Genomic DNA, 24,764 nt, shown 5'->3' with positions numbered 1-24,764 from the left:
AGGGGCGCGGGGAACTGCGCGACCGGCCCCGGCGGACCCGCAGCCGCCGGACGGCCTCACGCGCCCCGAGTCAATCCGCATCCGCTCCCAGCCGCCCCGCCCCCCGGCGCTAAGCCGTAGCCGTGTCCGGTGTCGGGGGAGTCAGCTGGCGGGAGAGCCAGGTTGGTACGCCGCCCAGGAGGCGGAACAGGCGGCGGGCCTCCTCTCGTAGCCGGGAGGCCTCCGGTTCGGACTCCGCGTCGGCCAGGGAGGCCAGCGCAGGGGCCGTACCCACCAGGTAACCCAACTCCTCCCGGATCCGCAGGGATTCGGCGAAGCCATGCCGCGCATCGGCCAACTCGCCGTCGCGCAGGGAGAGCCCGGCCAGGTGGCGCCAGGTGAACGACAGCAGCAGCGGGTCGGCGTGCGCGGCAGCGCCCGCGTGCGCCCGGCGGTACGCGGCGCGAGCCGCCTGCGGAGACCGGCTCAGGTTCTCGGCGAGCAGCCCCCGGCGGAAGTCCAGCAGAGCCCGCCCCGCCGCCCCCGGAGGGATCAGCGCCGCCGCCCGGCCCAGCGCGACCCGCGCCTCGTCGGCCCGGTCGCGCACCCCGTGCAGCGTCGCCGCGTAGGCGAGTTGGCCGCGTTCACAGGCCGCCGCGCCCCGCTCCTCGTCGCTGTGCGCGAGCGCCTCCGCCGTCCGCAGCGCGTCCTCGGCCTCCGCCCAGCCCCGCTCGGTGTACAGGCACCCTTCGACCAGCAGGGTGGCCCGCTGCAACGCCGTCGCCGGGGTGTCGGGTGGCAGCAGGGCCGCCGCGTCGGCCCAGCAGGCCCGCGAGCGCAGCCGCCATACCGCGGTCTGGAGAGGATCGTCACCGGCGGTCGTTCCGTTACCAGACATGGCGGTATGCGCCACGTTGCCCTCCCCGAGCACGCCATCGAGCTGTTGAGTGGTGGCGGCATTCCAGCACCAATCGCGGGGCCGGGCCAAGAGGGTGGGTGAAAGATTTCACAAAGTGGGGGCGTGGGCGAGACCGGGTTTGGCCGCCCCGCGCCCCCACTGACCTCAGCTCATGCGCAGTGCCAGGAAGAAGTCCAGCTTGTCCTCCAGGCGCGACAGGTCCCGTCCCGTCAACTGCTCGATCCTCCCTACCCGGTAGCGCAGCGTGTTGACATGCAGGTGGAGACGGGTGGCGCAGCGGGTCCAGGAGCCGTCGCAGTCGAGGAACGCCTCCAGGGTCGGGATCAGCTCGGCCCGGTGGCGGCGGTCGTAGTCCGTCAGCGGATCGAGGAGGCGTGCCGTGAAGGCGCGGCGGACATCGTCGGGGACGAATGGGAGCAGCAGGACGTGCGAGGCCAGCTCCTGGTGGCCGGCCGCGCAGACCCGGCCCGGGCGGGCCGCGGCGACCCGGCGGGCGTGCCGGGCCTCCTCCAGGGCGCCGCGCAGCCCCTCCGCGGAGTGCACGGCCGCGCTGACGCCGAGGGTGAGCCGCCCGTCGCCGTCCAGGCCCGCCGACAGCGGCACCCGCACCGACTGCAGCAGGGAATCGGCCAGCAGGCCGGTCTCGGAGCCGTCGTGCTCGGTGGAGACCGCGGGGAGGGGAACCAGGGCGATCGCCTCGTCACCCGTGTGCGCGACCGCGATGCGGTCCGAGGGCTCGGGACCGGTCGCCAGTGGGTCGACCAGCACTTCCTCCAGAAGTGACTGGGCGACCGGGCCGCCGTCGATGTCCTCGCCCTCCCACTCGACCCGGGCCACGACGACCTGCCAGTGCGGGGCCGCCCCGAGACCCGGCAGCAACACCGGCGCGGCGACCCTCAGGCGGGCCGCGATCTCGGCGGGCGCGGCGCCCGTCTGGACCAGCTCCAGCACCTCCTGGGCGAGCCGGCGCCGTACCGTGCGGGCCGCGTCCCGGCGGTCCCGTTCCACGGAGATCAGCTGGGTGACGCCCTGGAGGAGGTCCAGGCGCTCCTCGGGCCAGTCGCCGGCGTCCGCCTCGACGGCCAGCAGCCAGTCCGACAGCACCGTCTCGCGCACGTCCCTGGAGCCTTGCGGGGAGCGGCCGGAGGAGCGGACCGGGAAGAGCGAGTACGTCGCCCCGCCCAGCAGGACGCGGTGCGGCCCACGCCGGCCGGTGCGGGTGGCGGCCAGGTGCTCGGCGGCGAGCTTCGCGCAGGTCTCGGCGGGCAGCGCCGGGCCCGAGACCTTCGAGCCCGCGATCAGGCGGCCGGTCGGGGACAGCACCCAGGCGCGCAGGTCCAGGTCGGAGCCGAGCAGGTCCAGGACCACGTCCGGGCCGCCGCCCGCCGGGCCCGAGGTCATCATCCGGCGGTGCCGGTCCACCACGGCCGCCAGGTCCCCGGCCCGCTCGCCGGAGACCTGCCGCACGACATGCTCGGTGATCGTCGCGAACGCCACCGACTCGTGCACCGCGAAGAGCGGCAGCCGGTGCCGGGCGCAGGCCAGCACCAGGTCCTCCGGCACATCACCCAGCTCGGCCTCGCCGGCGGCGAGGGCCGCCACACCGGCCTGTACGAGGATGCGGACGAACGGTTCGGAGTCGTCGGCGTCCCGGCGCCAGGCCAGGCCCGTGAGCACCAGCTCACCACCGGAGAGGTAGCGGCTCGGGTCGCGCAGGTCGGTGGTCATGACACCGCGTACCGAGCGGTCCAGCTCGTCCTCGCCGCCGAGCAGCCGCAGGCCCAGCGCGTCGGTGTCCAGCAGTGCGCGCAGCCGCATCTCGTCGCCGCCGTTCTTTGTCTCGAAACCTACGATGGATCTAGAGGTGACGGGGGAGCCACCCGGGACCGGTCGCACAGGGGCGCACTCCGGGGTCTCCGGGCTGTTTCCGGCGTTTTCCCGGGAAACCGAGAGGTTACCGATGACCCCCGTTCATACGAATCTACAAGATGCTCGCCCTGGCCAGCGAACTCCTTCATGGTTTCGGTGACTGACCCGGTCGGAGTACGGGGCGGTGTACTGAGTCCACTCCGCGTTAACAGCACATGAACGAGACGGGGCCGCCGCACACGGATTGGCTCAATCCGCACGACTCACGAGACGAAGAAGAAGAGAGCCGGTGTCATGGACTTCCTTCGCCCCGCCAGCTGGGAGGAGGCGCTCGCCGCGAAGGCCGAGCACCCCACCGCTGTGCCGATCGCGGGTGGCACCGATGTGATGGTCGAGATCAACTTCGACCACCGCCGGCCCGAGTACCTGCTCGACCTCAACCGCATCGGCGACCTCACCGAGTGGGAGGTCGGCGAGGAGAGCGTACGGCTGGGCGCCTCCGTCCCGTACACCAAGATCATGGACAGTCTCCGTGCCGAGCTGCCGGGCCTCGCGCTCGCCTCGCGCACGGTCGCCTCCCCGCAGATCCGTAACCGCGGCGGCGTCGGCGGCAACCTCGGCACGGCCTCGCCCGCCGGTGACGCCCACCCGGCCCTCCTCGCCGCAGGCGCCGAGGTCGAGGCCGAGTCGGCGGCCCGTGGCACCCGTCTGATCCCGATCGACGAGTTCTACACCGGCGTCAAGCGCAACGCGCTCCAGCCCGACGAGCTGATCCGCGCCGTGCGCGTCAAGAAGGCGGACGGCCCGCAGCAGTTCTCGAAGGTCGGCACCCGCAACGCCATGGTGATCGCCGTGTGCGCCTTCGGTCTCGCCCTGCACCCCGAGACCCGCACCGTGCGTACCGGCATCGGCTCAGCCGCCCCGACCCCGGTCCGGGCCAGGACCGCCGAGGAGTTCCTGAACGCGGCCCTGGAGGAGGGCGGCTTCTGGGACAACGGAAAGATCATCACGCCGTCGGTCGCCAAGCAGTTCGCGCAGCTGTGCTCCGGCGCCTGCAACCCGATCGACGACGTCCGGGGCACCGCTAGCTACCGCCGTCACGCGGTCGGCGTCATGGCCCGCCGGACGCTCACCTGGACCTGGGAGTCGTACCGCGGCGCCCGCCGCACCAGCGAGGGAGCCGCGTGATGCGCGTCAACTTCATCGTCAACGGACGTCCCCAGGTGGCCGACGACGTCTGGGAGGGCGAGTCCCTGCTGTACGTGCTGCGCGAGCGCCTCGGCCTGCCCGGTTCCAAGAACGCCTGTGAGCAGGGCGAGTGCGGCTCCTGCACCGTGCGCCTGGACGGCGTTCCGGTGTGTTCCTGCCTGGTCGCGGCCGGCCAGGTCGAGGGCCGCGAGGTCGTGACCGTGGAGGGCCTGGCGGACCTCGCCGGGCAGCGCTCCCGCGGTAGGGGCGCGTGCGGCACCTCGCCGCAGGAGGCCCACCCGGGGGGCGCCCCGGGCGAGACCTCGGGGAGGCGGACCGAGGGCGCCGGCTCGCAGACCGGCGAGGGCAGCGGCTCGTCCCCGCGCACGGCGCTCTCTCCCATCCAGCAGGCGTTCATCGACGCCGGCGCCGTCCAGTGCGGCTTCTGCACTCCGGGCCTGCTCGTCGCCGCCGACGAGATGCTGGAGAACAACCCGGACCCGACCGACGCGGACATCCGTGAGGCGCTGTCGGGCAACCTGTGCCGCTGCACGGGCTACGAGAAGATCATGGACGCGGTCCGCCTCGCGGCCGCCCGCCAGTCCGAGGGGGTCTGACCATGTCGGCCATCGGCGCACCCACGAAGATCACGCAGGGCACCCGGACCAAGGGCGGCATCGGTGAGTCCACGCTCCGCCCGGACGGCACCCTGAAGGTCACCGGCGAGTTCGCGTTCTCGTCCGACATGTGGCACGAGGACATGCTCTGGGGCCAGGTCCTGCGCTCCACCGTCGCCCACGCCGAGATCGTGTCGATCGACACCGCCGAGGCCCTGGCCACGCCGGGCGTGTACGCCGTCATGACGTACGACGACCTTCCGACCGAGGTGAGGAACTACGGTCTGGAGATCCGGGACACCCCGGTCCTCGCCCACGGCAAGGTACGCCACCACGGCGAGCCCGTCGCGATCGTCGCCGCCGACCACCCGGAGACGGCCCGCCGGGCCGCCGCCAAGATCAAGGTGGAGTACCGGGAGCTGCCCGTCATCACCGACGAGGCCTCCGCCACCGCCCCCGACGCGATCCTCGTCCACGAGGCCCGCGACGACCATCACGCCGGTCATGTCCCGCACCCGAACATCGTGCACCGCCAGCCGATCATCCGCGGTGACGCGGACGAGGCCGCCAAGAAGGCGGATGTGATCGTCAGGGGCGAGTACACCTTCGGCATGCAGGACCAGGCCTTCCTCGGCCCCGAGTCCGGCCTCGCCGTACCCGAGGAGGACGGTGGCGTCCACCTCTACATCGCCACCCAGTGGCTCCACTCCGACCTGCGCCAGATCGCGCCCGTCCTCGGCCTGCCCGAGGAGAAGGTGCGCATGACGCTGGCCGGTGTCGGCGGCGCGTTCGGCGGACGCGAGGACCTGTCGATGCAGATCCACGCCTGCCTGCTCGCGCTCCGTACCGGCAAGCCGGTGAAGATCGTCTACAACCGGTTCGAGTCCTTCTTCGGGCACGTCCACCGCCACCCGGCGAAGCTCCACTACGAGCACGGCGCCACCAAGGACGGCAAGCTCACGCACATGAAGTGCAGAATCGTCCTGGACGGCGGCGCCTACGCCTCCGCCTCCCCGGCGGTCGTCGGCAACGCCTCCTCGCTCTCCGTCGGCCCGTACGTCATCGACGACGTCGACATCGAGGCCATCGCCCTCTACACCAACAACCCGCCCTGTGGCGCCATGCGCGGTTTCGGCGCGGTCCAGGCGTGCTTCGCCTACGAGGCGCAGATGGACCGGCTGGCGAAGAAGCTCGGCATGGACCCGGTGGAGTTCCGGCAGCTGAACGCGATGGAGCAGGGGACGCTCATGCCGACCGGGCAGCCGGTCGACTCCCCGGCGCCGGTCGCCGAACTGCTGCGCCGCGTCAAGGCGATGCCGCTGCCGCCCGAGCGCCAGTGGGAGTCCAGTGAGGGCGCCGACGTACGGCAGCTGCCCGGCGGTCTGTCCAACACCACGCACGGCGAGGGCGTCGTACGCGGTGTGGGCTACGCGGTCGGCATCAAGAACGTCGGCTTCTCCGAGGGCTTCGACGACTACTCGACGGCCACGGTGCGCATGGAGGTCGTGGGCGGCGCGCCCGTCGCCACCGTGCACACCGCGATGGCGGAGGTCGGCCAGGGCGGTGTCACCGTCCACGCGCAGATCGCCCGCACCGAGCTGGGCGTCACCCAGGTGACGATCCGCCCGGCCGACACGCAGGTCGGCAGCGCCGGTTCGACGTCCGCGTCCCGTCAGACGTACGTCACCGGCGGCGCCGTGCGGAACGCCTGCGAACTCGTCCGCGAGAAGGTCCTGGAGATCGGGCGCCGCAAGTTCGGCTCCTACCACCCGGCCTGGGCGACCGCCGAACTCCTGCTGGAGGACGGCAAGGTCGTCACCGACGGCGGTGAGGTCCTCGGCGACCTGGCCGACGTCCTCGAAGGCGAGGCCGTCGAGATCGAGGCGGAGTGGCGGCACCGGCCGACCGAGGCCTTCGACCTGCGCACCGGCCAGGGCAACGGACACGTCCAGTACTCCTTCGCCGCGCACCGCGCGGTCGTCGAGGTCGACACCGAACTCGGACTGGTCAAGGTCATCGAACTGGCCTGCGCCCAGGACGTCGGCAAGGCGCTCAACCCGCTCTCCGTCATCGGCCAGATCCAGGGCGGTACGACCCAGGGCCTGGGCATGGCGGTGATGGAGGAGATCATCGTCGACCCGAAGACCGCGAAGGTCAGGAACCCCTCCTTCACGGACTACCTGATCCCCACGATTCTCGACACGCCGACCATGCCGGTCGACGTGCTCGAACTCGCCGACGACCACGCGCCCTACGGGCTGCGCGGCGTCGGCGAGGCCCCGACCCTGTCGTCCACGCCGGCCGTTCTCGCGGCGATCCGGAACGCGACCGGGCTGGAGCTGGACCGCACTCCGGTGCGGCCCGAGCACCTCACGGGAACCACGTAACACCCAAGCTCTCCGGGCGGCGCAGGGAACGTCACACACTCCGCCGCGCCGTCCGGAGGAACCCCCTTTGAGTTCCGCACCGCTCGCGGTCCTTGAAGTACCACCCTTGTTCGTCCTGGGCCGTCCCCCGGGCCGTCCATTCCCAAATCCCGTGACCGCCGAGGCGGTTGGACGGGTGCCCCTGTGAACCTTGGGAGATGGCACCATGACCCAGCAGTCAGTGGAGCCGAGGACCGCAGCCGTAGACGCCGGTGATGGCACCCGCGTCCCGGCAGGGCGGTCCTGGCTCGACCGGTACTTCCACATATCCAGAAGAGGATCCACGGTCTCCCGTGAGGTCCGCGGCGGCATCACCACCTTCATGGCGATGGCGTACATCCTCCTGCTCAACCCGCTCATCCTGTCCGGCAAGGACGCGGCGGGGGACACGCTCGGCCAGAAGTCGCTGATCACCGCGACCGCCTTCGCCGCGGCCCTCACCACGCTGCTGATGGGTTTCGTCGGCAAGGTGCCGCTCGCCCTCGCCGCCGGCCTGTCCGTCTCCGGTGTCCTGTCCTCGCAGGTCGCCCCCAACATGACCTGGCCGCAGGCCATGGGCATGTGCGTGATGTACGGCGTGGTCATCATGCTGCTGGTCGTCACCGGCCTGCGCGAGATGATCATGAACGCGATCCCGCTCGCGCTCAAGCACGGCATCACCATGGGCATCGGCCTGTTCATCGCGCTCATCGGCTTCTACAAGTCCGGCTTCGTGCACCAGGGCAAGGCCACCCCGGTCACCCTCGGCCCAGCCGGGGAACTCGCCGGCTGGCCGGTGCTGCTCTTCGCCGGCACCCTGCTGCTGATCTTCATGCTCCAGGCCCGGAACATCCCCGGCGCCATTCTGATCGGCATCGTCTCCGGCACGCTCGTCGCCGCGGTCCTCAACGGGCTCGGCGTCATCGACCCCAAGCAGTGGGCCAACGGCGCGCCCGAACTGCACGGCGCGGTCTCGATGCCCGACTTCTCGCTCTTCGGGCACGTCGAGTTCGGCGGCTGGGGCAAGGTCGGCGGAATGACCGTCGGCATGATCGTCTTCACCCTGGTCCTGGCCGGCTTCTTCGACGCGATGGCCACCATCATCGGCGTCGGCACCGAGGCCCAGCTCGCCGACGACAAGGGCCGTATGCCGGGCCTGTCCAAGGCGCTGTTCATCGACGGTGCCGGCGGCGCGATCGGCGGTGTGGCGGGCGGCTCCGGCCAGACGGTGTTCATCGAGTCGGCCACCGGCGTCGGTGAAGGCGCCCGCACCGGTCTCGCCTCCGTCGTCACCGGCCTGTTCTTCGCGGCCTGCCTGTTCTTCACCCCGGTCACCGCGATCGTCCCGCAGGAGGTCGCCTCCGCCGCCCTGGTCGTCATCGGCGCGATGATGCTGATGAACGCCCGGCACGTGGACTGGGCGGACCGCGCCACCGCGATCCCGGTCTTCCTGACCGTCGTCCTGATGCCGTTCACGTACACCATCACCTCCGGTGTCGCCGCGGGCGTCATCTCCTACGTGGCCATCAAGACCGCCCAGGGCAAGGCCCGCGAGATCGGTGCCTTCATGTGGGGGTTGACGGTCATCTTCCTCGTCTACTTCGCCCTTCATCCCATCGAGGGCTGGCTGGGCGTGCACTAGGGCCTCTCGTTTGGATCACGCCGGGCTCGCGGGGCCTGGCACCGCACCTCGCCGCGTTGTCGTCGGTTGCCATGGCTCCGCCATGACGCCCTCCTCCGCCTTGCGATGCACGGCGCCAGGCCCCGCTCCCTGATCCGGCATGATCCAAACGAAAGGCCCTAGCCGCCTTGTCGGAGCCCCTTCCACGCATCGCCGACGAGCTGAACCCACGGCCATCGGCTCGATCTCCGGCGGGTGCGTGGAGGGCGCCGTGTACGAGCTGTGCCAACGGGCCCTCCAGGACGGCGAGACCGTCCTGAGCGGTTCGGGCACAGCGACGAGGATGTCTTCACCGTCGGCCTGACCTGCGGCGGCGCCATCGACATCCTCGTCACACCGGTCCGGGCGGACGGTCCCGCCCGGCCGGTGGTCGCGGCCGCGCCGGCCGCCGCCGTGCCTGGGGAGGCGGCGGCGGTCGCGCGGATCGTGGACGGCCCGGCCGGGCTGTGGGGCCGGGCGCTCCTCGTCCGCCCCGACGGCTCCTGTTCACGTCCGCCTTGGCGACTGGTGGGCCGTGCGGCTGGGATCGGGTTCGGCCCGGCTGACGCCTGTCTGCGTAGCCGGTTCGCCGGGTGGAGGGGGTCGGTGTGCCCGGCTCACGCCTGTCTGAGCAACCGGTTGGCCGCGCGGCCGAACATCGTGCGGGCCGTCCGTTCCAGGACGCCGTCGAAGGCGTGGGGCAGGAAGCGGACGCGCAGCTCCTCCCGCCACACCACCCGGCTGCGGCCCCCGGGCCCCGGCCGGACCTCGATCTCCGCCCAGCCGAGGATCAGCCGGCCGCGTTTCTCCAGGCGGCACAGGCCGGGTTCGCCGTCGGCGGGCGGGCGCCAGACCGTCACCTCCATGATGTCGTCGATGGCCAGCGGGCCGATGCCCGAGCGGGCCACGAAGCGGCTGCCCTCCCGGGTCGGCCCGGGCGTGAGCACCTGGACCCGGGTCAGTGGTACCGCGTCGGCGTGGCGGGGCCACTCGGTGAGCCGGCGCCACGCCTCGTCGAGGGTCAGCGGGGCCGTACGTTCGAAGGAGAAGGTGGGCACGGCACGATCGTAGGCAATGGGCGCCGGTCACCTGCGCGTTCGTCTTGCCTCACCCGGTCCGCCCAGCCGGGGGTGAAAGAGGCGTCGGATCCCGGAGCAGCCGGTGCGCGCGGCGTCGCGACGGCGGAGCTGGTTCCACGGTTCCCGCCATGGCCGGGCAACGCGCCAGGCACCAGGGAGAGTTGGCCGTCATGCCGGTGAAGGTCTACGGCGTCCTCGTCGCCCGCGCAGCCGGCACTCGGCGCGAGGGCGCGAAGGGCGCCCCCGCACCACCAGATCCACCGCACGGGCGACCAGGGCACTCATAGGCTCGCTCACCGGTCAGGGGTGGTACACCTTGCCCGGCTCGGCCTTGCCGGGTGCGAGCAGCTGAGGAACCGTCACGAAGACGTAGCCGCGCTCCTTCAGGGCGTCGATGATGCCGGGCACGGCGGGCACGGTGCCGGGGTAGATGTCGTGCAGCAGGATGATCCCGTCCCGGGACGCCTGCTCGAGGACCCGCTTGGTGATCAGCGCGGAGTCGCTGGTCGTGTAGTCCTTCGCGGTCACGCTCCACAGCACCTCCGCCAGGCCCAGCTCCTTGCAGATCTCGTGCACGTTCGCGTCGGTACGGCCCTGCGGCGGGCGCATCAGCGTCGGCTTGTGCCCGGTGAGCCGCTCGATCGCGTCGTTGGGCCGCTTCAGCTCCTCGCGTATCTGCGCGTCGGATATGCGGGTGAGGATCTTGTGGTCCCAGGTGTGGCTCGCGACCTCGTGGCCCTCGGCCGCCATCCGCTTGACCAGCTCCGGGTACTTCTCGATGTGCCGCTTGCCGAGAAGGAAGAAGGTGGCCGGGACCTTCTTCTCCTTGAGGATGTCGAGCAGCCGAGCCGAGTTCTCGCTGGGCCCCGCGTCGAAGGTGAGCGCGATGCACTTGGCCTCGCGGCAGTCGACGGTGCCGAGGCGTGCCGGCGCCCCGTGGGCCGCCTCGGCGCGCGCGCTGCTCGGTGCGGTCGTGTCGACCTGGGCGCAGCCGGACAGAGTGAGTGCCAGGCAGGCCGCGGCGGACGCGAGGGCGGAGAAGCGGAACCTCCTGCCCCCTGCGCGCATCTTCCTGGTCGCGTGGGTCGGCGTGGAGGTCGTGTCGGTCGTAAGAAGCATGCCCGGACTATACACTGCGTGTATAGTACATCTGTGCGAACCCTTCGAGGAGGCCCCGCCGCGGAGCGCTTCACCGCCGTAGCACCATGGAAGGAGAGGCTCGCTCCGCGAGGAGGACGACCATGCGCTTCCGGGACCGCGCCGAAGCCGGACGGGAACTCGCCGGACTGCTGAGTGACGCCCGCGCCCGGGGCGACCTGGCCGATCCCGTCGTACTCGCCCTGCCGCGCGGCGGCATCGCCGTCGCCGAGCCGATCGCCCGGGCCCTCGGTGCCCCGCTCGACGTGCTCGTCGTCCGCAAGATCGGCGCCCCGCACCACGAGGAGTTCGCCGTCGGCGCGCTCGCCGCTGACGACCCGCCCCTCTTCGACGCGGGCACCCTCGACCGGCTGGGGCTCACCGAGGAGTCCCTCGCCCCCGTGGTGGAACGCGAGCGGCGGGAACTGCGCCGTCGCGAGCAGCGCTACCGTGGCGACCGCCCGCTTCCGGAGCTGACCGGTCGCACGGTGATCGTGGTCGACGACGGCCTGGCCACCGGCGCCACCGCCCGCGCGGCCCTGCGCCACGTCCGGCGCCGCCATCCCGCGCGGCTCGTCCTGGCCGTGCCCGTCGGCGCCCCCGACTCCGTCGACCTGCTCACCGCCGAGGCCGACACCGTCCTGTGCCCGCACCGCCCGACCGGCTTCGCCGCAGTCGGTCAGTGGTACGAGGACTTCGAGCAGCTCACCGACACGCAGGTGCTCGCGGCCCTGCAGGGGCAGTGACGCCGGGGGCCGAGGGCCGACGAGCACCGCGGCACCAGGGGGACCCCCTCGCCGCACCCGTTCGCCCCGGTGCCCGCGCCTCCGCAACGACCCCGTGCACACCAGTGGTACCGGACGGGTACAGGGAGTAACCTCGGGGCATGACGCGCACGGGGGAGCGAGCCGTCACATCGCGGTTACGGACACCGTCCTGGATCGCCCGTATCGAGGCGCCGGACGGGAGGGTTCTCGGGGCCGGGGTGCTGCTCGCCCCCGACCGGGTGCTCACCGCGGGCCACGTCGTCAGCCCAGGACACCATTACACCGTCCGCCTCGTCGGGGTCCCCGGTCTGGACGCCGTGACCGCCACCGTCCGGGCGGACGAGTACGTGCCGCAGCGAGAGGACGCCTTCGGGGACCGCAGCGGCGACCTCGCCCTGGTGCGCCTGGCCGCGCCTCTGCCCGCCGAGCACGCCACCCGGCTCTACCGGCTCGCCGCACCGCACGGCCCCGTCAGCATGTACGGCTTCCCGGGCGGCGACGACGGCGGCCGCTGGCACGGTGCCACCCTGGTCGCCGCCCGCGGCCGGGACAGCCAGGTGCAGCTGCGCCCGCTGACCCCCGGTGAGCTGGCCGTCCCCGGCTTCAGCGGCGGGGGAGTCGTCGACCACGCCACCGACCAGGTCATCGGCATCGTCCTGAGCGTGGACGACGGGCCGGGCTCCGCCTTCAGCTACATGAGCCCCACCGAGACCATCCTCAGCCATCTGCCGCAGATCGCCGCCTGGACCGACGGCGCCGAAGCCGTCGACCCGCGGCTGCGCACCAGCACCCCGGGCACCCCCGGCACCGCCGGCCGGCTGGACGTACCGTTCGCGACCGAACTCGCCTCCTGGTTCCGCGGCGAGGGCTGGCCGGTGCTGGTCACCGTCGTCCCCACCCGCGGCGACCGCGCCTGGACCCTGGAGCGCGCCGTCACCCTCGCCGACCGCGAGCTGCGCACCCACCGCAACACCAGCGCCGTCAGCCAGGACCCGCCCGAGACCGTGCCCCCGGCCGGCGCCCATGATCTCGCCCTGGACGTCAACGGGTTGACGGCCGCCGAGGTCATGGACCGGATCGCCGAACGTCTCGGCATCCGCGACGATCCCCGCCCGGAACGGCTCGCCACCCTGCGCGTCCCGCTCGCCGCCGTCCTGGTCGGCGTCGACCGGGCCGCCGAACCCGACGCGCTGCTCGCACTGCTGGACCGACTCGCCCGGCAAGGCGCCCGCCTGCTGCTCGCCTTCCGCCACCGGAGCGAGCGCGCCGCCCGGGCCGCCGACTCCCTCGTAGACCGCCCACTGCGCGACCGCTGGACCCGTCTGCACGCCGAACTCGACCGAATCGTTGATGAGTTGGGTCCCCGCCTCGACCAGCGCCGGGACCGCGTGCTGCCCGGCCCGGGCACCGGGCAGCTGATGGAACAGGCCGAAGCCGGCGTACGGCGCACCCGGATGCTGCGCGCCTGGGTCGGCCACACCCCCGACCGCGAACGCGAACCCCGGTACGCCGACCTGCTGTTCACCTTCGAGGACGCTGCCGACCGCCGCCGGCGGCGCCTGGAGCAGGCCCTCGGCGTCCTCGATGCCCGGTTGCGCCGCCGGGAGGAACTCCTCGGCCGCGTCAGCGCGGAGTGGCCGCTGTGCCGGCAACGGGCCGCCGCGCACGGTGACCGGGTCATGGAGGCGTACCGGCTCTACGAACACGCCCTGACGCTGCTGCGGCACAGCCCCTGCGACCTCGAGCGCGCGGAGACCGCCGTCGAACGGTTCGTCGCCTTCTGCTCCGACCCGGCCCGCAGGTCGCCCCGGTCACCCCGGCCACCCACGTCACCGGCCGGTCCCGCCGCGTCGACCGCCCCCGCCACACCGCCCCGACGTACCGCCCCCACCGCGCCCACCGCACCCGGAGAGGAGACTGCGTCGTGACCTCGTGCATCCGCCCCGGCTGCGCGGGCCGGATCATGGGCACCGGCTACTGCGACACCTGCGGCCGCCGGCACACCGAGTCACGGGCCGCGCCCCCGGCCCCGCCGCCGGCCCGCGTCACGGCCGCCGAGGAGACCCCCGGCCCGCCGGCCGTCCACGCCGTCGCCGGCGTCGGCGAACTCGACCAGCACGGACTGGTCGTCCTGCCCGACGTGGCCGTCCCCGACGACGTCCTCGTCACCGACCCCCGCCCGCCCACCGGCGGCCGCCGGTGCGGCGCGAACGGCTGCACCATGACCATCGGCATCGGCTACGGCGGCCAGCCCGCCCGCGCCACCGGCCGCTGCCCCCGCTGCGGCACGGCCTACTCCTTCCTGCCGCAGCTGCACCAGGGCGACGTGGTGGCCGACCACTACAAGGTCCTCGGCTGCCTCGCCCATGGCGGCCTCGGCTGGATCTACCTCGCCGAGGACACCCGCGCCGACGGCCACCGGGTCGTCCTCAAGGGGCTGATCAACGTGCACGACGCGCTCGCGCGCCGCAACGCCGTCGAGGAGCGCCGCTCCCTGACCGACCTGCACCACCCCGACATCGTCCGCATCATCACGTACGCCGACCACCGGGCCGCCGGCCGCCCGCCCACCGGCTACCTGGTCATGGACTACATCGGCGGCCGCTCCCTGCAGCAGCTCTTCGACGCCGACGACGCCGAACGCGTCTTCCACGGCCGCCCTCGCCTCGACCACGTCCTCACCTATGGCTGCATGATCCTCGGCGCGCTGCGGTACATGCACGAACGGGGGCTGCTGTACTGCGACATGAAGCCCGCCAACGTCATCCACTTCGGCCGGGCGATCAAGGTCATCGACCTGGGCGCGGTCCGCGCGATCGGTGACCGCGCCTCGGCCTACGTCTACACGACCGGCTTCGCCCCGCCCAAGGAGGAGATCGACGGCCGCGGCTGGCACGTCGACAGTGACCTCTACACCGTCGGCATGACCCTGGCGGCGCTCGCCCGCGGCACGGAACCGGCCCGTGGTCTCGCCCCCGACTCCTTCCGCCGCCTCATCGACCGTGCCACCCACGCCACACCCCGCGCCCGGTTCCGCTCGGCGGCCGAGATGTCCCGCCAGCTCTGGGAGGTGCTGCGCGAGTTCCGCTCACTGCGGTTCGGCGAGCAGCTGCCCGAGAGCTCCACCCGGTTCCGCGCCGGCGGTGCCAGCCTGGATGCCGGGCTCGGCGCGATCCCGGCACTGGATCACTGGACCGCCCGTCCCGGTGAACAGCCCGCCGGGCTCGACGTCTCCCCGCCGTCGGCCGCCGAGGTCGCCGGTGCCCTCCCGGAACCGGTTCCCGACCCCGACGACGGCGCCGCCCTGCTGCTGGACACCTTCCCGCCCGACGCCCCCGACCGGGTCGCCCGGCAGTGGCCGCGCGAATCCCGTCTCGGCACCCCCGAGACCGCGCTGTGGCTGTGCCGCGCCTACCTCAGAAAGGGCGAGCAGCGGGAGGCCAAGAGCTGGCTCGCCGAGGCGGAGACCCAGCTCGGCGAACGCGCCGCCGCCCACGACTGGCGCATCGCCTGGCACCACGGTGTGCTCCACCTCAGCAAGGGCGAGGTGACCGAGGCCGGCGACCGCTTCGACGCCGTCTACGGCGCACTGCCCGGCGAGTACGTGCCCAAGCTCGCCCTGGGCTACTGCGTCGAGCATGGAACCGACGACGGAACCGGAATCGGAGCGGAAGCCGGAACCGGACCCGTACAGGGGGCTGGACCCGGCGGCGGAGATGAAGCCGCCCGGGGAGCGGGAAACGGCGGCGGCCATGGAGCCGCTCAAGCCGGACACGGAGCCGGAGACGGCAGCGGGCACCGAGCCGGACACGGAGACGGGGCACGGCCGTCGCGGGCCATGCGGTTCTACGAGGCCGTGTGGAAACGGGACTGCGCGCACACCGCCGCCGCGTTCGGGCTGGCCCGAGGCCACCTGGCGGGCGGTGACCGGGACGCCGCCGTGCACGTCCTCGACGGCGTCCCCGCCACCTCCCGCCACTACGACGCCGCCCGCATCGCGGCCGTCCGCGTCCGCGCCGGCATCCTGCACGGCCGCCCGCCCTCGTCCGCCGACCTGCGGGACGCGGCCCGGCGGCTGCCCGAACTGCACCTGGACGGCGGCGCCGCCGACGGTGAGTCCCGGGCCCGGCTGGTCGCCGAGGTCCGCGAGAACGCCCTGCACGCCCGGGAGGCGGGCCGCGGACCGGACCTCCCCGCCGGGGACCTTCTCGGACCCGGTGACCAGGACAGCCTGCGCACCCTGCTGGAGCACTCCTTCCGGCAACTGGCCGCGCAGGCCCGTACCGCCCAGGAACACGGCCGGCTGCTCGACCTGGCCCACGCGGTCCGGCCCATGACCACCTTCTGAAGACACATGACCACCGGGGGTACGCAGCGATGACCGTGGCGGAGGAGACCGAGGTGACGCTCGCGGTCGGCCAGCAGAAGGACTTGCCCGCCGTGCCCGCCGCGCCCGGGCAGCCCCCCGACCGGGAGATGCACGCCATCCTGGAGATCGGGGTCGACAGTCACGGCGGCCCGGGCCTCGCCGCCGTGCCGGCGCCCGGCAGCGGACCCGCGCTCGCCGAGGTGCTGATCGTCGACACCTCCCGTTCGATGCTCCACCCGGCCGCCAAACTGCACGCCGCCAAGGACGCCACCGTCGCGGCCGTCCGGATGCTGCCCGAGGGCACCGCCTTCGCCGTGCTCTCCGGCCGGTTCGACGCCACCGTGGTCCACCCCGGACCCGGCCGGGAGGTGATGGCCGTCGCGGGGCCCGCCGAACGTGCCGCCGCCGAGCGCGCCGTACGCATCCTGGACGCGGACGGCGGCACCGCCCTCGGCGCCTGGCTGGATCTCGCCCGGCGGCTGCTCAAGGACCAGCCCGCCCCGGTCAGACACGTCCTGCTGCTCACCGACGGGCGCAACGAGCACGACCACCGGTCCGACCGGCCACTGGACACCGTCCTCGACGCCTGCGAGGGCCGGTTCGTCTGCGACGCCTGGGGCATCGGCGACGACTGGGACGCCGAACTGCTGCTGCACATCACCCGGCGTCTGCAAGGCCGGGCCGGAGCGGTCCGTACCGAGTCCGAACTGACCGGTGCGTACGAGGAGTTGGTGAACGGTCTGCTCGGCACGGCCGTACCCGAGCTGCGCATCAGACTCACCCCCACCCCGGGCACGGTGATCCGCCGGGTCACCCAGGTCGTGCCCGGCGAGCAGGAACTCCCGCCCGTCGCCGTTGGATCCGGCGGGCGCGGCGCCGAGTACGTCACCCGCGCCTGGGGCGACGAGGTGCGGCACTTCCAGGTCGTCCTGACCGCCGACCCGACCGGCCGCGAGGTCGGCGAGGACCTCCAGCTCGCCGCCGTCGAGGTCGTCGTACCCGACTTCGGGCGCCCGGTACGGCTGCCCGGACCGCAGCCCATCCTGGTGCGCTGGACCGACAACCCGCTCGACGCCTCCCGGCAGCACCCCGGGGTCCGCCGGCACGAGCTGTACCAGCAGGCCAGTGCCGCCGTCGCACGGGCCTACCGGGCCTGGCTGCGCCGCACCGACGGCCGGTCCGCGGCGGACCGCGAACTGGCGCGGGCGCTGGCCCTGGCCGCAGAGCTGCGCGACACCCAGCTGCTCGGCGCGCTGCGGCGGATCGAGGACGGACCGGGCACCGGCCGGGTCCGCTCGGGCCTCAAGGACGTCGACTGGCAGCACCTGATCCTGTCCAGCGCCATGACGACACCACCGGAACCGGCCGAGGGCCCACGGGCACCCGCCGCCATCGGCTCCGTACCGCCCGGCGGCGCCGGTCCGGACGACCTCGTCGAGTGCCCCGAGTGCAACTGGCTCGGCCCGGCCGGTTCCCTGTACTGCGGGGGCGACTGCGGGCGGCTGCTGAGGGGGTCGTCCGCATGAGAGCCCCGAGAGCCACCGGGGCCGCCGGTCGCGCCACGGAGACCCGGGGCCGGGCCACGGACGACAGCGGCCGGGCCACGGACACCGGCGGCCCGGCCACGCAGGCCGTCGCGCCCACGGTCCCGCAGCCCCGGCCGCACCGTAGTGCCGCCCCCTCCGACCGCCGCGCTCCGGGCCGCGCGGCCCGCCTCCTCGCCCAGCTCCCCGGCGCCGGGCCGCGGCCGCCGGACGGCGGCAGCACGACCGCCCACGACCTCGCGGTGCGCCACCGTCTGCTGCTGGTCCTGTCGGCGCTGCTGACCATCTCCCTGTTCCTGTCCTACGAGGGCGTGCACGGTGACGCGAACCCGCTGCGCACCTCCAGCACCCCTGCGATGCTGTCCCTCGACACCGCGCTGTACGCACTCGGCCAGGCCCAGCGGGACGCCGGTGCGGCGGCCCCGACCAGCGACTTCCAGAAGCAGATCTCGGTCGCGGCGCAGAGCCTCTCGGCCGCCGCCCGCGACGACACCGGCGGCCCGGCGGCCCGGCAGGCCCTGCAGACCGTGACCGGACTGATCACGGTGTACGCCGTGAACGTCCAGCACGCCCAACTGGTCTCGGGGGACCGCCTGTTGCACGAGGCCTACCTGAGCTACGCGACGAGCGTCCTGAAGGACAGCGGATCCGGGATACTGGCCCGCCTGAGCGTCCTGCAGAAACAGCAACGTGCCGAGGTGCACCGGCAGACCTCGTTCGGCCCGCTGCTGTGGCTCGGCTGGAGCACGACCCTGCTGCTCGCCGTCGCCCTCGCCCTCGCCCTGCTGGAGACGCAGCGCTTCCTGCGCCACCGCTTCCGGCGCCGCTACAACCGTCAACTCATCGCGGCGAGCGTCCTGTTGCCGGCTGGGATCGCCGTCTGTCTGCTCTTCACCCTCTGGACGCACCAGGGCATGACGCACACCCGGGACCTGCTCGACCGCCCGCTGGCCGGGCGGCTCATCACCGACGCGGGACGGGACACCGCCGCGCACCTGGCGCACACCGGCTTCCGTGCGGCGGCCGCGGTGTGGATCCTGATAGGAGGCATCCTGCTCATGGCGCTGGCCGAGACGGGACTGCGGCGACACATCGACGACTACCGGTTCAGGTCGCGGTGAGCGCGCGGCGAAACGGCCGCGCGACGGCCGCCCCCGACCCCCGGCCCCCCGCGAAGGCCGCCCCCGATCCCCAGGCCACCGCGCCGGCCGCCCCCGGCACCCGGCGACGCTCTCCCCGCCGCCTCACCCGCACCGTGACCGTGGTGGCGAGCTGCCTGGCCGTGCTCGCGGCGGCCGTCGTGGTGGGCGTACGCGCCCTCGGCCAGGAACCGACCGTCACCCTGCTCGCCAACTGGACCGGCACCGACGAGCGCAACTTCCGGACCGCGGTCATCGAGCCGTTCGAGCGCAAGTACCACATCCGCGTCGAATACCAGGGCAGCTCCGCCCAGAGCCAGGTGCTCGGCGCCGACGTCGAGGCCGGGACGCCGCCCGACCTGGTGGTGCTGACCGGCCCCGGCGAACTCGCCGAGTACGCGCGGCAGAAGCAGCTCAAGCCACTCGAGGACCTCATTCGGCGCGAGGACTTCGGCGCCTCCTGGGCCACCTCGCCGGCCGACGGGCACATGTACTGGTTCCCGCTCAAGGCCGACCTGAAGAGCATCGTCTGGTACCCGGCCGGCATGAGCGAGCAGCAGCGCGAGCAGGCCGCGCACCGGCCCGGCCAGTGGTGCCTCGGCATGGGCTCGGGTGCCACCAGCGGCTGGCCCGGCACGGACTGGATCGAGGACATCGTCCTGCAGCGGTACGGGCCGCGCGCCTACCAGCGGTGGGCGGGCGGCGAACTGCCCTGGCGGTCGCGGCAGGTGAGGTCGGCCTGGCAGACCTGGGGCGGCATGGTGGGCGCGGGAGGAGACCCCGACCGGGTCGGGCGGGCCCTGAAGACCCCGTACCAGAAGGCGTCCGGGCCGGTCACCGGGAAACCGCCGGGCTGCACCCTGGAGCACCAGGCGTCGTTCATCCGTACCCAGGACGATGCCGCCTGGAACCGGGTGGACGGCCGTTACACCCCCTCCGCACGGCTGATCCCCGAGGCCACCGCCAGCCGTGCCTGGGAGGTCTCCGGCGACCTGGTCGCGCTGCTGCACGCCACCCCGCAGGCGAAGCAGCTGATCCGCCACCTCGCCGCCGCCGACACCCAGCGCGCCTGGAACGCCAAGGAGTCGGGATTCTCCGTCCACACCCGGGCCCAGCCGGCCCCCGGTGACGCCGGCCCCGCCTGGCACCGCTCCCTCGCCGCCACCCTGCTCGACGAGCGGGCGACGCACTGCTTCGACGCCTCCGACGCCATGCCGCCGACCGTCCGCGACGCCTTCGCCGAGGCGGCGATCCAGTTCCTCGCCCACCCGGACCGCCTGGACACCCTCCTGAGAAACCTGGACACCCTCAGCCACACCCCAGGTCTGACCTGGCTCCCCTCGGTGTGCGACCACACGCCGTGAACCGGTCGACGTCCCGCACACCGGCGCCTGCCGACGCGGTCCCCGTCGGTGTGCGACCACACGCCGTGAACCGGTCGACGTCCCGCACACCGGCGCCTGCCGACGCGGTCCCCGTCGGTGTGCGACCACACGCGTGAACCGGTCGACGTCCTGCACACCGGCGCCTGCCGACGCGGTCCCCGTCGGTGTGCGACCACACGCCGTGAACCGGTCGACGTCCTGCACACCGGCGCCTGCCGACGCGGTCCCCGTCGGTGTGCGCCCAGCCGCCCCGAACCGGTCGGCGTGCGCCCGGAGTTCCTCGCCGGGCGTGCCCACCGGCAGCGGCACGCTCAGCCCCGCCCCCACGGCAGCGTGAGCGTCCGTCCCTGCGCGCGGCCCGCCTCGGCGGCCGGGCGGCGGGTGGCCGGATCCAGGGCGTTGGCGCCGATCGCCGCCGCCGACGCCTCGTCGGGAGCGACGAGTACGACCTCGGCACCCCGGGCGCGCAACTCCGCCACGGAACGCTCCAGCGGCTGCTCGCTGGGGAAGGGCTCGGTGGTGCCCAGCGGTACCAGCACCAGCACCCGGTCCGCACCGGCGGCGAGATCGACGTTGGCGACGGAACGCACCCCGCCGTCCACGTACCGGCGCGTGCTGATCGTCACCGGCGGCCACACGCCCGGCACGGCACAGCTCGCCGCGACGGCGTCCACCAGCGGTACGCCCGAGGTCCGGTCGAAGACGCGCGGCTCACCGCTCTCCGCGTCCACCGCGACGACCTTCAGCGCCCGCTCCGGCCACCCGTGGGACGGCAACCGGGACTCGATCACCGCGCGCCGCTCCCGCTCGGAGACCGTCCGCGCCCCGAGCGCCACCCGTCCGACCGCGCGCCGCAACTCCAGTACAGAGCCGGTCGATTCGGTGGCGGCGCCGATTTCCGCGGCGAACTTCTCCAGGTCCGTCTCGGCCGTGATCTCGGCGGCCTGCAGCGCGGGGTCCACCTGCCGGGCGTACAACTCCTCCAGGCTCAGCCCACTGCCCACCTGGGCCGCCACGGCCGACCCGGCGGAGGTCCCTACGAGCAGACCGGCCCCGGTCACGTCCTGCCCGGCATCCGCGAGCCCCACCAGCAACCCGGTGAGCCAGGCGATCCCGCCCACCCCACCGCCGCCCAGCACCAACGCCTCGGTCATGGGCACCCCTTTCGCACGGTCCCTGATCCACCCGTACGACACCGCGCGGGCGGCAGACATCCTACTGACCGAGGATCGAGCCCAGTTGGGGCATGTGCGCGACGTCGAGCACTCCACGCGGCGGGTGCGGGGAGACGGTGAGAGTCGCGGACAGAAGGTGTCCGCAAGCGACGTTAGCGTGCCGGCATGACGAAGAGCAGCGTGCACAAGAGCAGTGCGGCGAGCGCCCCGGTCCTGGACCCGCGTGCCCTGAACCGAGCCACCCTCGACCGGCAACTCCTGCTGCGCCGCTCCTCGCGGTCCGCCCTGGACGCCGTACGCCACCTGCTCGGCCTCCAGGCGCAGAACGTCAAACCGCCGTACTACGCCCTCGCCGCCCGCCTGGACGGGTTCTCACCGGAGCGGTTGTCCACGCTCATGGCCGGCCGCGACGTCGCCCGGATCGTCACCCTGCGCTCCACCATTCACACCCACACCGCGGACGACTGCCTCAGCCTGCGCCCGTTCGTGCAGCCGGCCCGTACCCGGGAGCTGACGCACTTCCGCACGGGACTGGCCGGTGTCGACCTGGACCGGCTGGCCACGCTCACCCGCGAGCTGGTCGAGGCCGAGCCGCACACCATGGCCCGGCTACGGCAGGCGCTCGGCGCCGAGTGGCCGGACGCCGACCCGCAGGCCCTCGCCGTCGCCGCCCGCTGCACCGTCCCGCTCGTCCAGGTCACCCCGCGCGGTCTGTGGGGCGAGAGCGGCCAGGTCGCCCTCACCACCGCCGAGCACTGGCTGGGCCGTCCGGCCGGCCAGGCCCCCGCGCCGGAGTCCGTCGTCCTGCGCTACCTCGCCGCCTTCGGCCCCGCCTCCGTGCGGGACATGCAGACCTGGGCCGGACTCACCCGCCTCCGCGACGCCTTCGAGCGGCTGCGCCCCGAACTGGTCACCTTCCGGGACACCGGCGGCGCCGAACTCTTCGACCTGCCCGATGCCCCGCGCCCCGACCCGGACACCCCGGCACCGCCCCGTTTCCTGCCCGAGTTCGACAACCTCCTCCTCTTCCACGCCGACCGCACCCGCGTCGTACCGCCCGCCCACCGGGGCCGCGGCTGGCAGGGCAACCAGGCCTACCGCACCCTTCTCGTCGACGGCTTCCTGGCCGGCCTGTGGAAGCTCGACGGCGACACCCTCGTCATCGAGACCTTCGCCGAGCTGACCAGGGTGCAGCGTGCGGAGGTGACCGAGGAGGGGGAGCGGATGCTGCGCGTCATGCGTCCGGGCGCGGTGTACGACCTCCGGTTCGGGGACGTCGTACGGCGGTGAGCCCGCGCGGAGGCTCCGTCTACAGTCGGGCCCATGGAACTGCGCCAGCTCAGCTATTTCGTCGCGGTCGCCGAGGAGTTGCACTTCGGGCGCGCGGCAGACCGGCTGCACATCGTGCAGTCGGCGGTCAGCCAGCAGATACAGCGGCTGGAGCGGGAGCTGGGGGCCGAGCTGTTCGACCGTTCGCCGCGCCGGGTGCGGCTGACCGGGGCGGGGGAGCGGCTGCTGCCCGAGGCGCGGGCGGTGCTCGCGGCGGCGGAGAAGGCGCGGGCGGTCGTGGCGGGGCCCGCCGGGCTGCGCCTCGGCACCAGCACCGGGCTCGGCGCGCACCTGGACCGGGTGCTCGCCGCGTTCGCCGAGCGGGCACCGGACGTGCCGGTGGAGCTGCTCTCGCTCCCGGCCGGCGAACGGCTGGCCCGCGTCGCGGCGGGCCGCCTGGAGGCCGCGTTCGTCCGGTCGGCCGAACCCCCGCCCGGCGTACGGGTGCTGCCTCTGTGGCCCGACCCGCTGGTGGCCGCCCTCCCGGCCGGGCACCCCCTCGCGACCCGGGACGAGATCGACCTGGCGGACCTGGCTGGACTGCCCCTCGCCCTCACCCCGCGCCGCACCAACCCGGCCCTGGTCGACCTGGTCGTCGGCGCCTGCCACGCGGCGGGGTTCGAGCCGGTGCCGGGGCCGGCCGGCGGCTCCCTGCACGACACCCTCGCCACCATCGGCGCCCGGCCCCTGTGGACGGTCGTCTACGCCTCCCACGCACGGGTGCTGCACACGCCCCGGGTGGCGTACGTCCCCTTCCGCGCACCCGGCCTCGCCCTCGCCACGGGCCTCGCCGTGCCCGCCGCCGACCCCACCCCGCATCTGGAGACACTGCTGCTGGCCTGCGGCCATCACGAGAGCTGATCGCTGCGGTCGCGGACTGCTTCTTGGCCGCGCGTACGGCAGACGATGGACTGGACCCACCGATACAGCGGGCGGCAACCACCGCCCCCCACAAGGGAGTCAGTCATGCCGATCGTCACCATCCAGCAGGGTCCGCGCGACGCCGAGCTCAAGCGGGACCTCGTCAAGCGGGTCACCGACGCCTTCGTCGACGCGTACCGGATCCCGGCGGAGAGCGTGCAGGTGTGGATCCACGAGGTGCCGGCGGACAGCTGGGGCGCGGCCGGGAAGCTCACCGCCGACAAGTAGCCGGCAGTGGAGAGGGAGGCGTTGCGGGCCGCTCGTGGTGGCTCGCAACGCCCCCCTGGCATCTACCCGAGGGGTACTCGGGAGTCTTCCGGGTTACGAGTTGACCTGCGCGGTCACCAGGTCCGAGAAGGTGGTCAGCCGGGTGTACACACCCGGGTAACCCGCCTCCGCGCACCCCTCGCCCCAAGAAGTGATCCCTGCCAGGACGCCCCCGATGAGCAGGGGACCGCCGCTGTCGCCCTGGCAGGTGTCTACGCCGCCGGAGGTGAATCCGGCGCAAACCATGTCGGACTGCACGAAGTCCGATCCGTAGGAGGAACGGCAGCTGGAGTCGGACACGATCGGTGCGGTCGCGGTCCGCAGCTGGTTGGAGGAGCTGCCGCTCTCCGAGGTGGTGCCCCAGCCGAGGATCCGGGCCGTGGTGCCGGCCGCGTAGACGCTCGTCTGGGAGGAGGAGACGTACTTCGCCGCCGTGTACGGCATCGACGTCGACAGGGTCAGCACGGCCACGTCGTCGCCGTTGGTGGCATCCGTGTAGTCCGGGTTGATCCAGATCTTGCTGACCTTGCCGACGGTGCCGTTGGTGCCGTTCAGGTAGGTCCGGCCACCGACCACACGGACGCTGCCGGTGGTCTCGCCGACCATGCAGTGCGCGGCCGTCACCACCTTCTTGGCGGCCACCAGGGTGCCGCCGCAGAACTGGTTCCCGGACGCGTCCGTGATCTGCATCATGAACGGGTACGCGGTCGTCGTGGTGGTCGTACCGCCGACGATGGGCTGGGGCGCGGCGCTCGCCGTGGGGGAGGCGAGCAGCGCGGTCGCCGCCGCGGCGGCGGTGGCCACCAGGGTCGCGGCGGTCTTTCTGACACGTCTGGGCCCGAACATGAGTCTCCTCAGTGGGGGTTGCACCGGTGGGGGGTCGCGCGGGTGTGGGGGTGCTTCACGGGGATGGGGTCCCCCTGCTCGAGCCCGTTCGAGAGCTCGGGGGAGGGACCGACCCCGTGTGCCCGGGCGAGCGGCACGCCCTTTACGCTAGGACCCGGACCCTCGGCTC

General features: G+C 73.2%; 19 protein-coding genes and 1 pseudogene. 14 read left to right on the top strand and 6 right to left on the bottom strand.

Annotated features, from left to right (window positions below):
- Positions 1-109 precede the first annotated feature (109 nt).
- Together AC07C1_RS03990 and AC07C1_RS03985 are read right to left on the bottom strand one after the other, a co-directional pair.
- Entirely contained in the window at positions 110-892 is a 783-nt protein-coding gene (locus AC07C1_RS03990; RefSeq protein WP_478936750.1) for a hypothetical protein, read from the bottom strand.
- Between the two features lie 150 nt (positions 893-1,042).
- Positions 1,043-2,716: a PucR family transcriptional regulator gene (locus AC07C1_RS03985; RefSeq protein WP_478936749.1), complete on the bottom strand. Its 1,674-nt coding sequence runs from the start codon at positions 2,714-2,716 to the stop codon at positions 1,043-1,045.
- A 345-nt stretch (positions 2,717-3,061) separates the two neighbouring features.
- Between AC07C1_RS03985 and AC07C1_RS03980 the strand changes: the two genes are divergently transcribed.
- The 5 genes and pseudogenes from AC07C1_RS03980 to AC07C1_RS03960 all read left to right on the top strand — a co-directional run.
- Positions 3,062-3,955, top strand: coding sequence for an FAD binding domain-containing protein (locus AC07C1_RS03980; protein ID WP_478936747.1), 894 nt, complete (start codon positions 3,062-3,064; stop codon positions 3,953-3,955).
- The gene (locus tag AC07C1_RS03975) at positions 3,955-4,572 is read left to right on the top strand and encodes a (2Fe-2S)-binding protein (RefSeq protein WP_478936746.1); all 618 of its coding nucleotides are present in this window, start codon (positions 3,955-3,957) and stop codon (positions 4,570-4,572) included. The genes AC07C1_RS03980 and AC07C1_RS03975 overlap by 1 nt, the downstream gene beginning before the upstream one ends.
- Positions 4,573-4,574: 2 nt before the next feature.
- Positions 4,575-6,959: a xanthine dehydrogenase family protein molybdopterin-binding subunit gene (locus AC07C1_RS03970; protein ID WP_478936745.1), complete on the top strand. Its 2,385-nt coding sequence runs from the start codon at positions 4,575-4,577 to the stop codon at positions 6,957-6,959.
- Positions 6,960-7,164: 205 nt separating this feature from the next.
- Positions 7,165-8,619: an NCS2 family permease gene (locus AC07C1_RS03965; RefSeq protein WP_478936744.1), complete on the top strand. Its 1,455-nt coding sequence runs from the start codon at positions 7,165-7,167 to the stop codon at positions 8,617-8,619.
- Positions 8,620-8,818: 199 nt separating this feature from the next.
- Positions 8,819-9,141: pseudogene (locus AC07C1_RS03960) on the top strand (XdhC family protein); the annotation flags it as partial.
- A 113-nt stretch (positions 9,142-9,254) separates the two neighbouring features.
- On the opposite strand, the gene AC07C1_RS03955 reads toward AC07C1_RS03960, so the two are convergent.
- Together AC07C1_RS03955 and AC07C1_RS03950 are read right to left on the bottom strand one after the other, a co-directional pair.
- Positions 9,255-9,695, bottom strand: a complete 441-nt coding sequence (locus tag AC07C1_RS03955; protein ID WP_478936742.1) for an SRPBCC family protein — start codon at positions 9,693-9,695, stop codon at positions 9,255-9,257.
- Positions 9,696-10,016: 321 nt separating this feature from the next.
- Complete coding sequence (locus AC07C1_RS03950; protein WP_478937219.1) at positions 10,017-10,784, bottom strand: polysaccharide deacetylase family protein; 768 nt, start codon at positions 10,782-10,784, stop codon at positions 10,017-10,019.
- 173 nt (positions 10,785-10,957) lie between these two features.
- Between AC07C1_RS03950 and AC07C1_RS03945 the strand changes: the two genes are divergently transcribed.
- The 6 genes from AC07C1_RS03945 to AC07C1_RS03920 all read left to right on the top strand — a co-directional run bounded on the left by AC07C1_RS03945 (position 10,958) and on the right by AC07C1_RS03920 (position 20,036).
- Complete coding sequence (locus AC07C1_RS03945) at positions 10,958-11,599, top strand: phosphoribosyltransferase (protein WP_478936740.1); 642 nt, start codon at positions 10,958-10,960, stop codon at positions 11,597-11,599.
- 140 nt (positions 11,600-11,739) lie between these two features.
- Positions 11,740-13,548, top strand: coding sequence for a trypsin-like serine peptidase (locus tag AC07C1_RS03940; protein WP_478936739.1), 1,809 nt, complete (start codon positions 11,740-11,742; stop codon positions 13,546-13,548).
- Positions 13,545-15,968, top strand: coding sequence for a serine/threonine-protein kinase (locus tag AC07C1_RS03935; protein ID WP_478936738.1), 2,424 nt, complete (start codon positions 13,545-13,547; stop codon positions 15,966-15,968). Before AC07C1_RS03940 ends, AC07C1_RS03935 begins: the two co-directional genes overlap by 4 nt.
- Positions 15,969-15,997: 29 nt before the next feature.
- Positions 15,998-17,515, top strand: coding sequence for a VWA domain-containing protein (locus AC07C1_RS03930; protein ID WP_478936737.1), 1,518 nt, complete (start codon positions 15,998-16,000; stop codon positions 17,513-17,515).
- On the top strand, positions 17,512-18,654 hold the full coding sequence (locus AC07C1_RS03925) for a hypothetical protein (protein ID WP_478936735.1): 1,143 nt from the start codon (positions 17,512-17,514) through the stop codon (positions 18,652-18,654). Before AC07C1_RS03930 ends, AC07C1_RS03925 begins: the two co-directional genes overlap by 4 nt.
- Positions 18,651-20,036 carry an extracellular solute-binding protein gene (locus tag AC07C1_RS03920; protein ID WP_478936734.1) on the top strand — a complete coding sequence of 462 codons (1,386 nt, stop codon included), beginning with the start codon at positions 18,651-18,653 and terminating at the stop codon, positions 20,034-20,036. The genes AC07C1_RS03925 and AC07C1_RS03920 overlap by 4 nt, the downstream gene beginning before the upstream one ends.
- 332 nt (positions 20,037-20,368) lie before the next feature.
- Here the strand turns inward: AC07C1_RS03920 and AC07C1_RS03915 are convergent, their stop codons facing one another.
- Positions 20,369-21,211, bottom strand: coding sequence for a patatin-like phospholipase family protein (locus tag AC07C1_RS03915; protein WP_478936733.1), 843 nt, complete (start codon positions 21,209-21,211; stop codon positions 20,369-20,371).
- A gap of 186 nt (positions 21,212-21,397) precedes the next feature.
- Between AC07C1_RS03915 and AC07C1_RS03910 the strand changes: the two genes are divergently transcribed.
- The 3 genes from AC07C1_RS03910 to dmpI all read left to right on the top strand — a co-directional run bounded on the left by AC07C1_RS03910 (position 21,398) and on the right by dmpI (position 23,710).
- Positions 21,398-22,522: a winged helix DNA-binding domain-containing protein gene (locus AC07C1_RS03910; protein WP_478936732.1), complete on the top strand. Its 1,125-nt coding sequence runs from the start codon at positions 21,398-21,400 to the stop codon at positions 22,520-22,522.
- Positions 22,523-22,555: 33 nt separating this feature from the next.
- Positions 22,556-23,422, top strand: a complete 867-nt coding sequence (locus tag AC07C1_RS03905) for a LysR family transcriptional regulator (RefSeq protein ID WP_478936731.1) — start codon at positions 22,556-22,558, stop codon at positions 23,420-23,422.
- 105 nt (positions 23,423-23,527) lie between these two features.
- Positions 23,528-23,710, top strand: coding sequence for a 4-oxalocrotonate tautomerase DmpI (gene dmpI, locus AC07C1_RS03900; RefSeq protein ID WP_478936730.1), 183 nt, complete (start codon positions 23,528-23,530; stop codon positions 23,708-23,710).
- Between the two features lie 93 nt (positions 23,711-23,803).
- Here dmpI and AC07C1_RS03895 read toward each other — a convergent pair whose 3' ends face one another.
- Positions 23,804-24,595, bottom strand: a complete 792-nt coding sequence (locus AC07C1_RS03895; protein WP_478936728.1) for a S1 family peptidase — start codon at positions 24,593-24,595, stop codon at positions 23,804-23,806.
- Positions 24,596-24,764: the final 169 nt, after the last annotated feature.

The sequence above is a fragment of the Streptomyces sp. NPDC045022 genome, assembly GCF_056432605.1.
This window is presented reverse-complemented; position numbering and strand designations above follow the sequence as displayed.

Coding starts and splice junctions, on each gene's coding strand:
- AC07C1_RS03910 (WP_478936732.1), top strand. CDS start 21,398: ATGACGAAGAGCAGCGTGCACAAGAGCAGTGCGGCGAGCGCCCCGGTC.
- AC07C1_RS03930 (WP_478936737.1), top strand. CDS start 15,998: ATGACCGTGGCGGAGGAGACCGAGGTGACGCTCGCGGTCGGCCAGCAG.
- dmpI (WP_478936730.1), top strand. CDS start 23,528: ATGCCGATCGTCACCATCCAGCAGGGTCCGCGCGACGCCGAGCTCAAG.
- AC07C1_RS03895 (WP_478936728.1), bottom strand. CDS start 24,595: ATGTTCGGGCCCAGACGTGTCAGAAAGACCGCCGCGACCCTGGTGGCC.
- AC07C1_RS03970 (WP_478936745.1), top strand. CDS start 4,575: ATGTCGGCCATCGGCGCACCCACGAAGATCACGCAGGGCACCCGGACC.
- AC07C1_RS03945 (WP_478936740.1), top strand. CDS start 10,958: ATGCGCTTCCGGGACCGCGCCGAAGCCGGACGGGAACTCGCCGGACTG.
- AC07C1_RS03975 (WP_478936746.1), top strand. CDS start 3,955: ATGCGCGTCAACTTCATCGTCAACGGACGTCCCCAGGTGGCCGACGAC.
- AC07C1_RS03980 (WP_478936747.1), top strand. CDS start 3,062: ATGGACTTCCTTCGCCCCGCCAGCTGGGAGGAGGCGCTCGCCGCGAAG.
- AC07C1_RS03950 (WP_478937219.1), bottom strand. CDS start 10,784: ATGCGCGCAGGGGGCAGGAGGTTCCGCTTCTCCGCCCTCGCGTCCGCC.
- AC07C1_RS03965 (WP_478936744.1), top strand. CDS start 7,165: ATGACCCAGCAGTCAGTGGAGCCGAGGACCGCAGCCGTAGACGCCGGT.
- AC07C1_RS03985 (WP_478936749.1), bottom strand. CDS start 2,716: ATGCGGCTGCGCGCACTGCTGGACACCGACGCGCTGGGCCTGCGGCTG.
- AC07C1_RS03940 (WP_478936739.1), top strand. CDS start 11,740: ATGACGCGCACGGGGGAGCGAGCCGTCACATCGCGGTTACGGACACCG.
- AC07C1_RS03915 (WP_478936733.1), bottom strand. CDS start 21,211: ATGACCGAGGCGTTGGTGCTGGGCGGCGGTGGGGTGGGCGGGATCGCC.
- AC07C1_RS03905 (WP_478936731.1), top strand. CDS start 22,556: ATGGAACTGCGCCAGCTCAGCTATTTCGTCGCGGTCGCCGAGGAGTTG.
- AC07C1_RS03925 (WP_478936735.1), top strand. CDS start 17,512: ATGAGAGCCCCGAGAGCCACCGGGGCCGCCGGTCGCGCCACGGAGACC.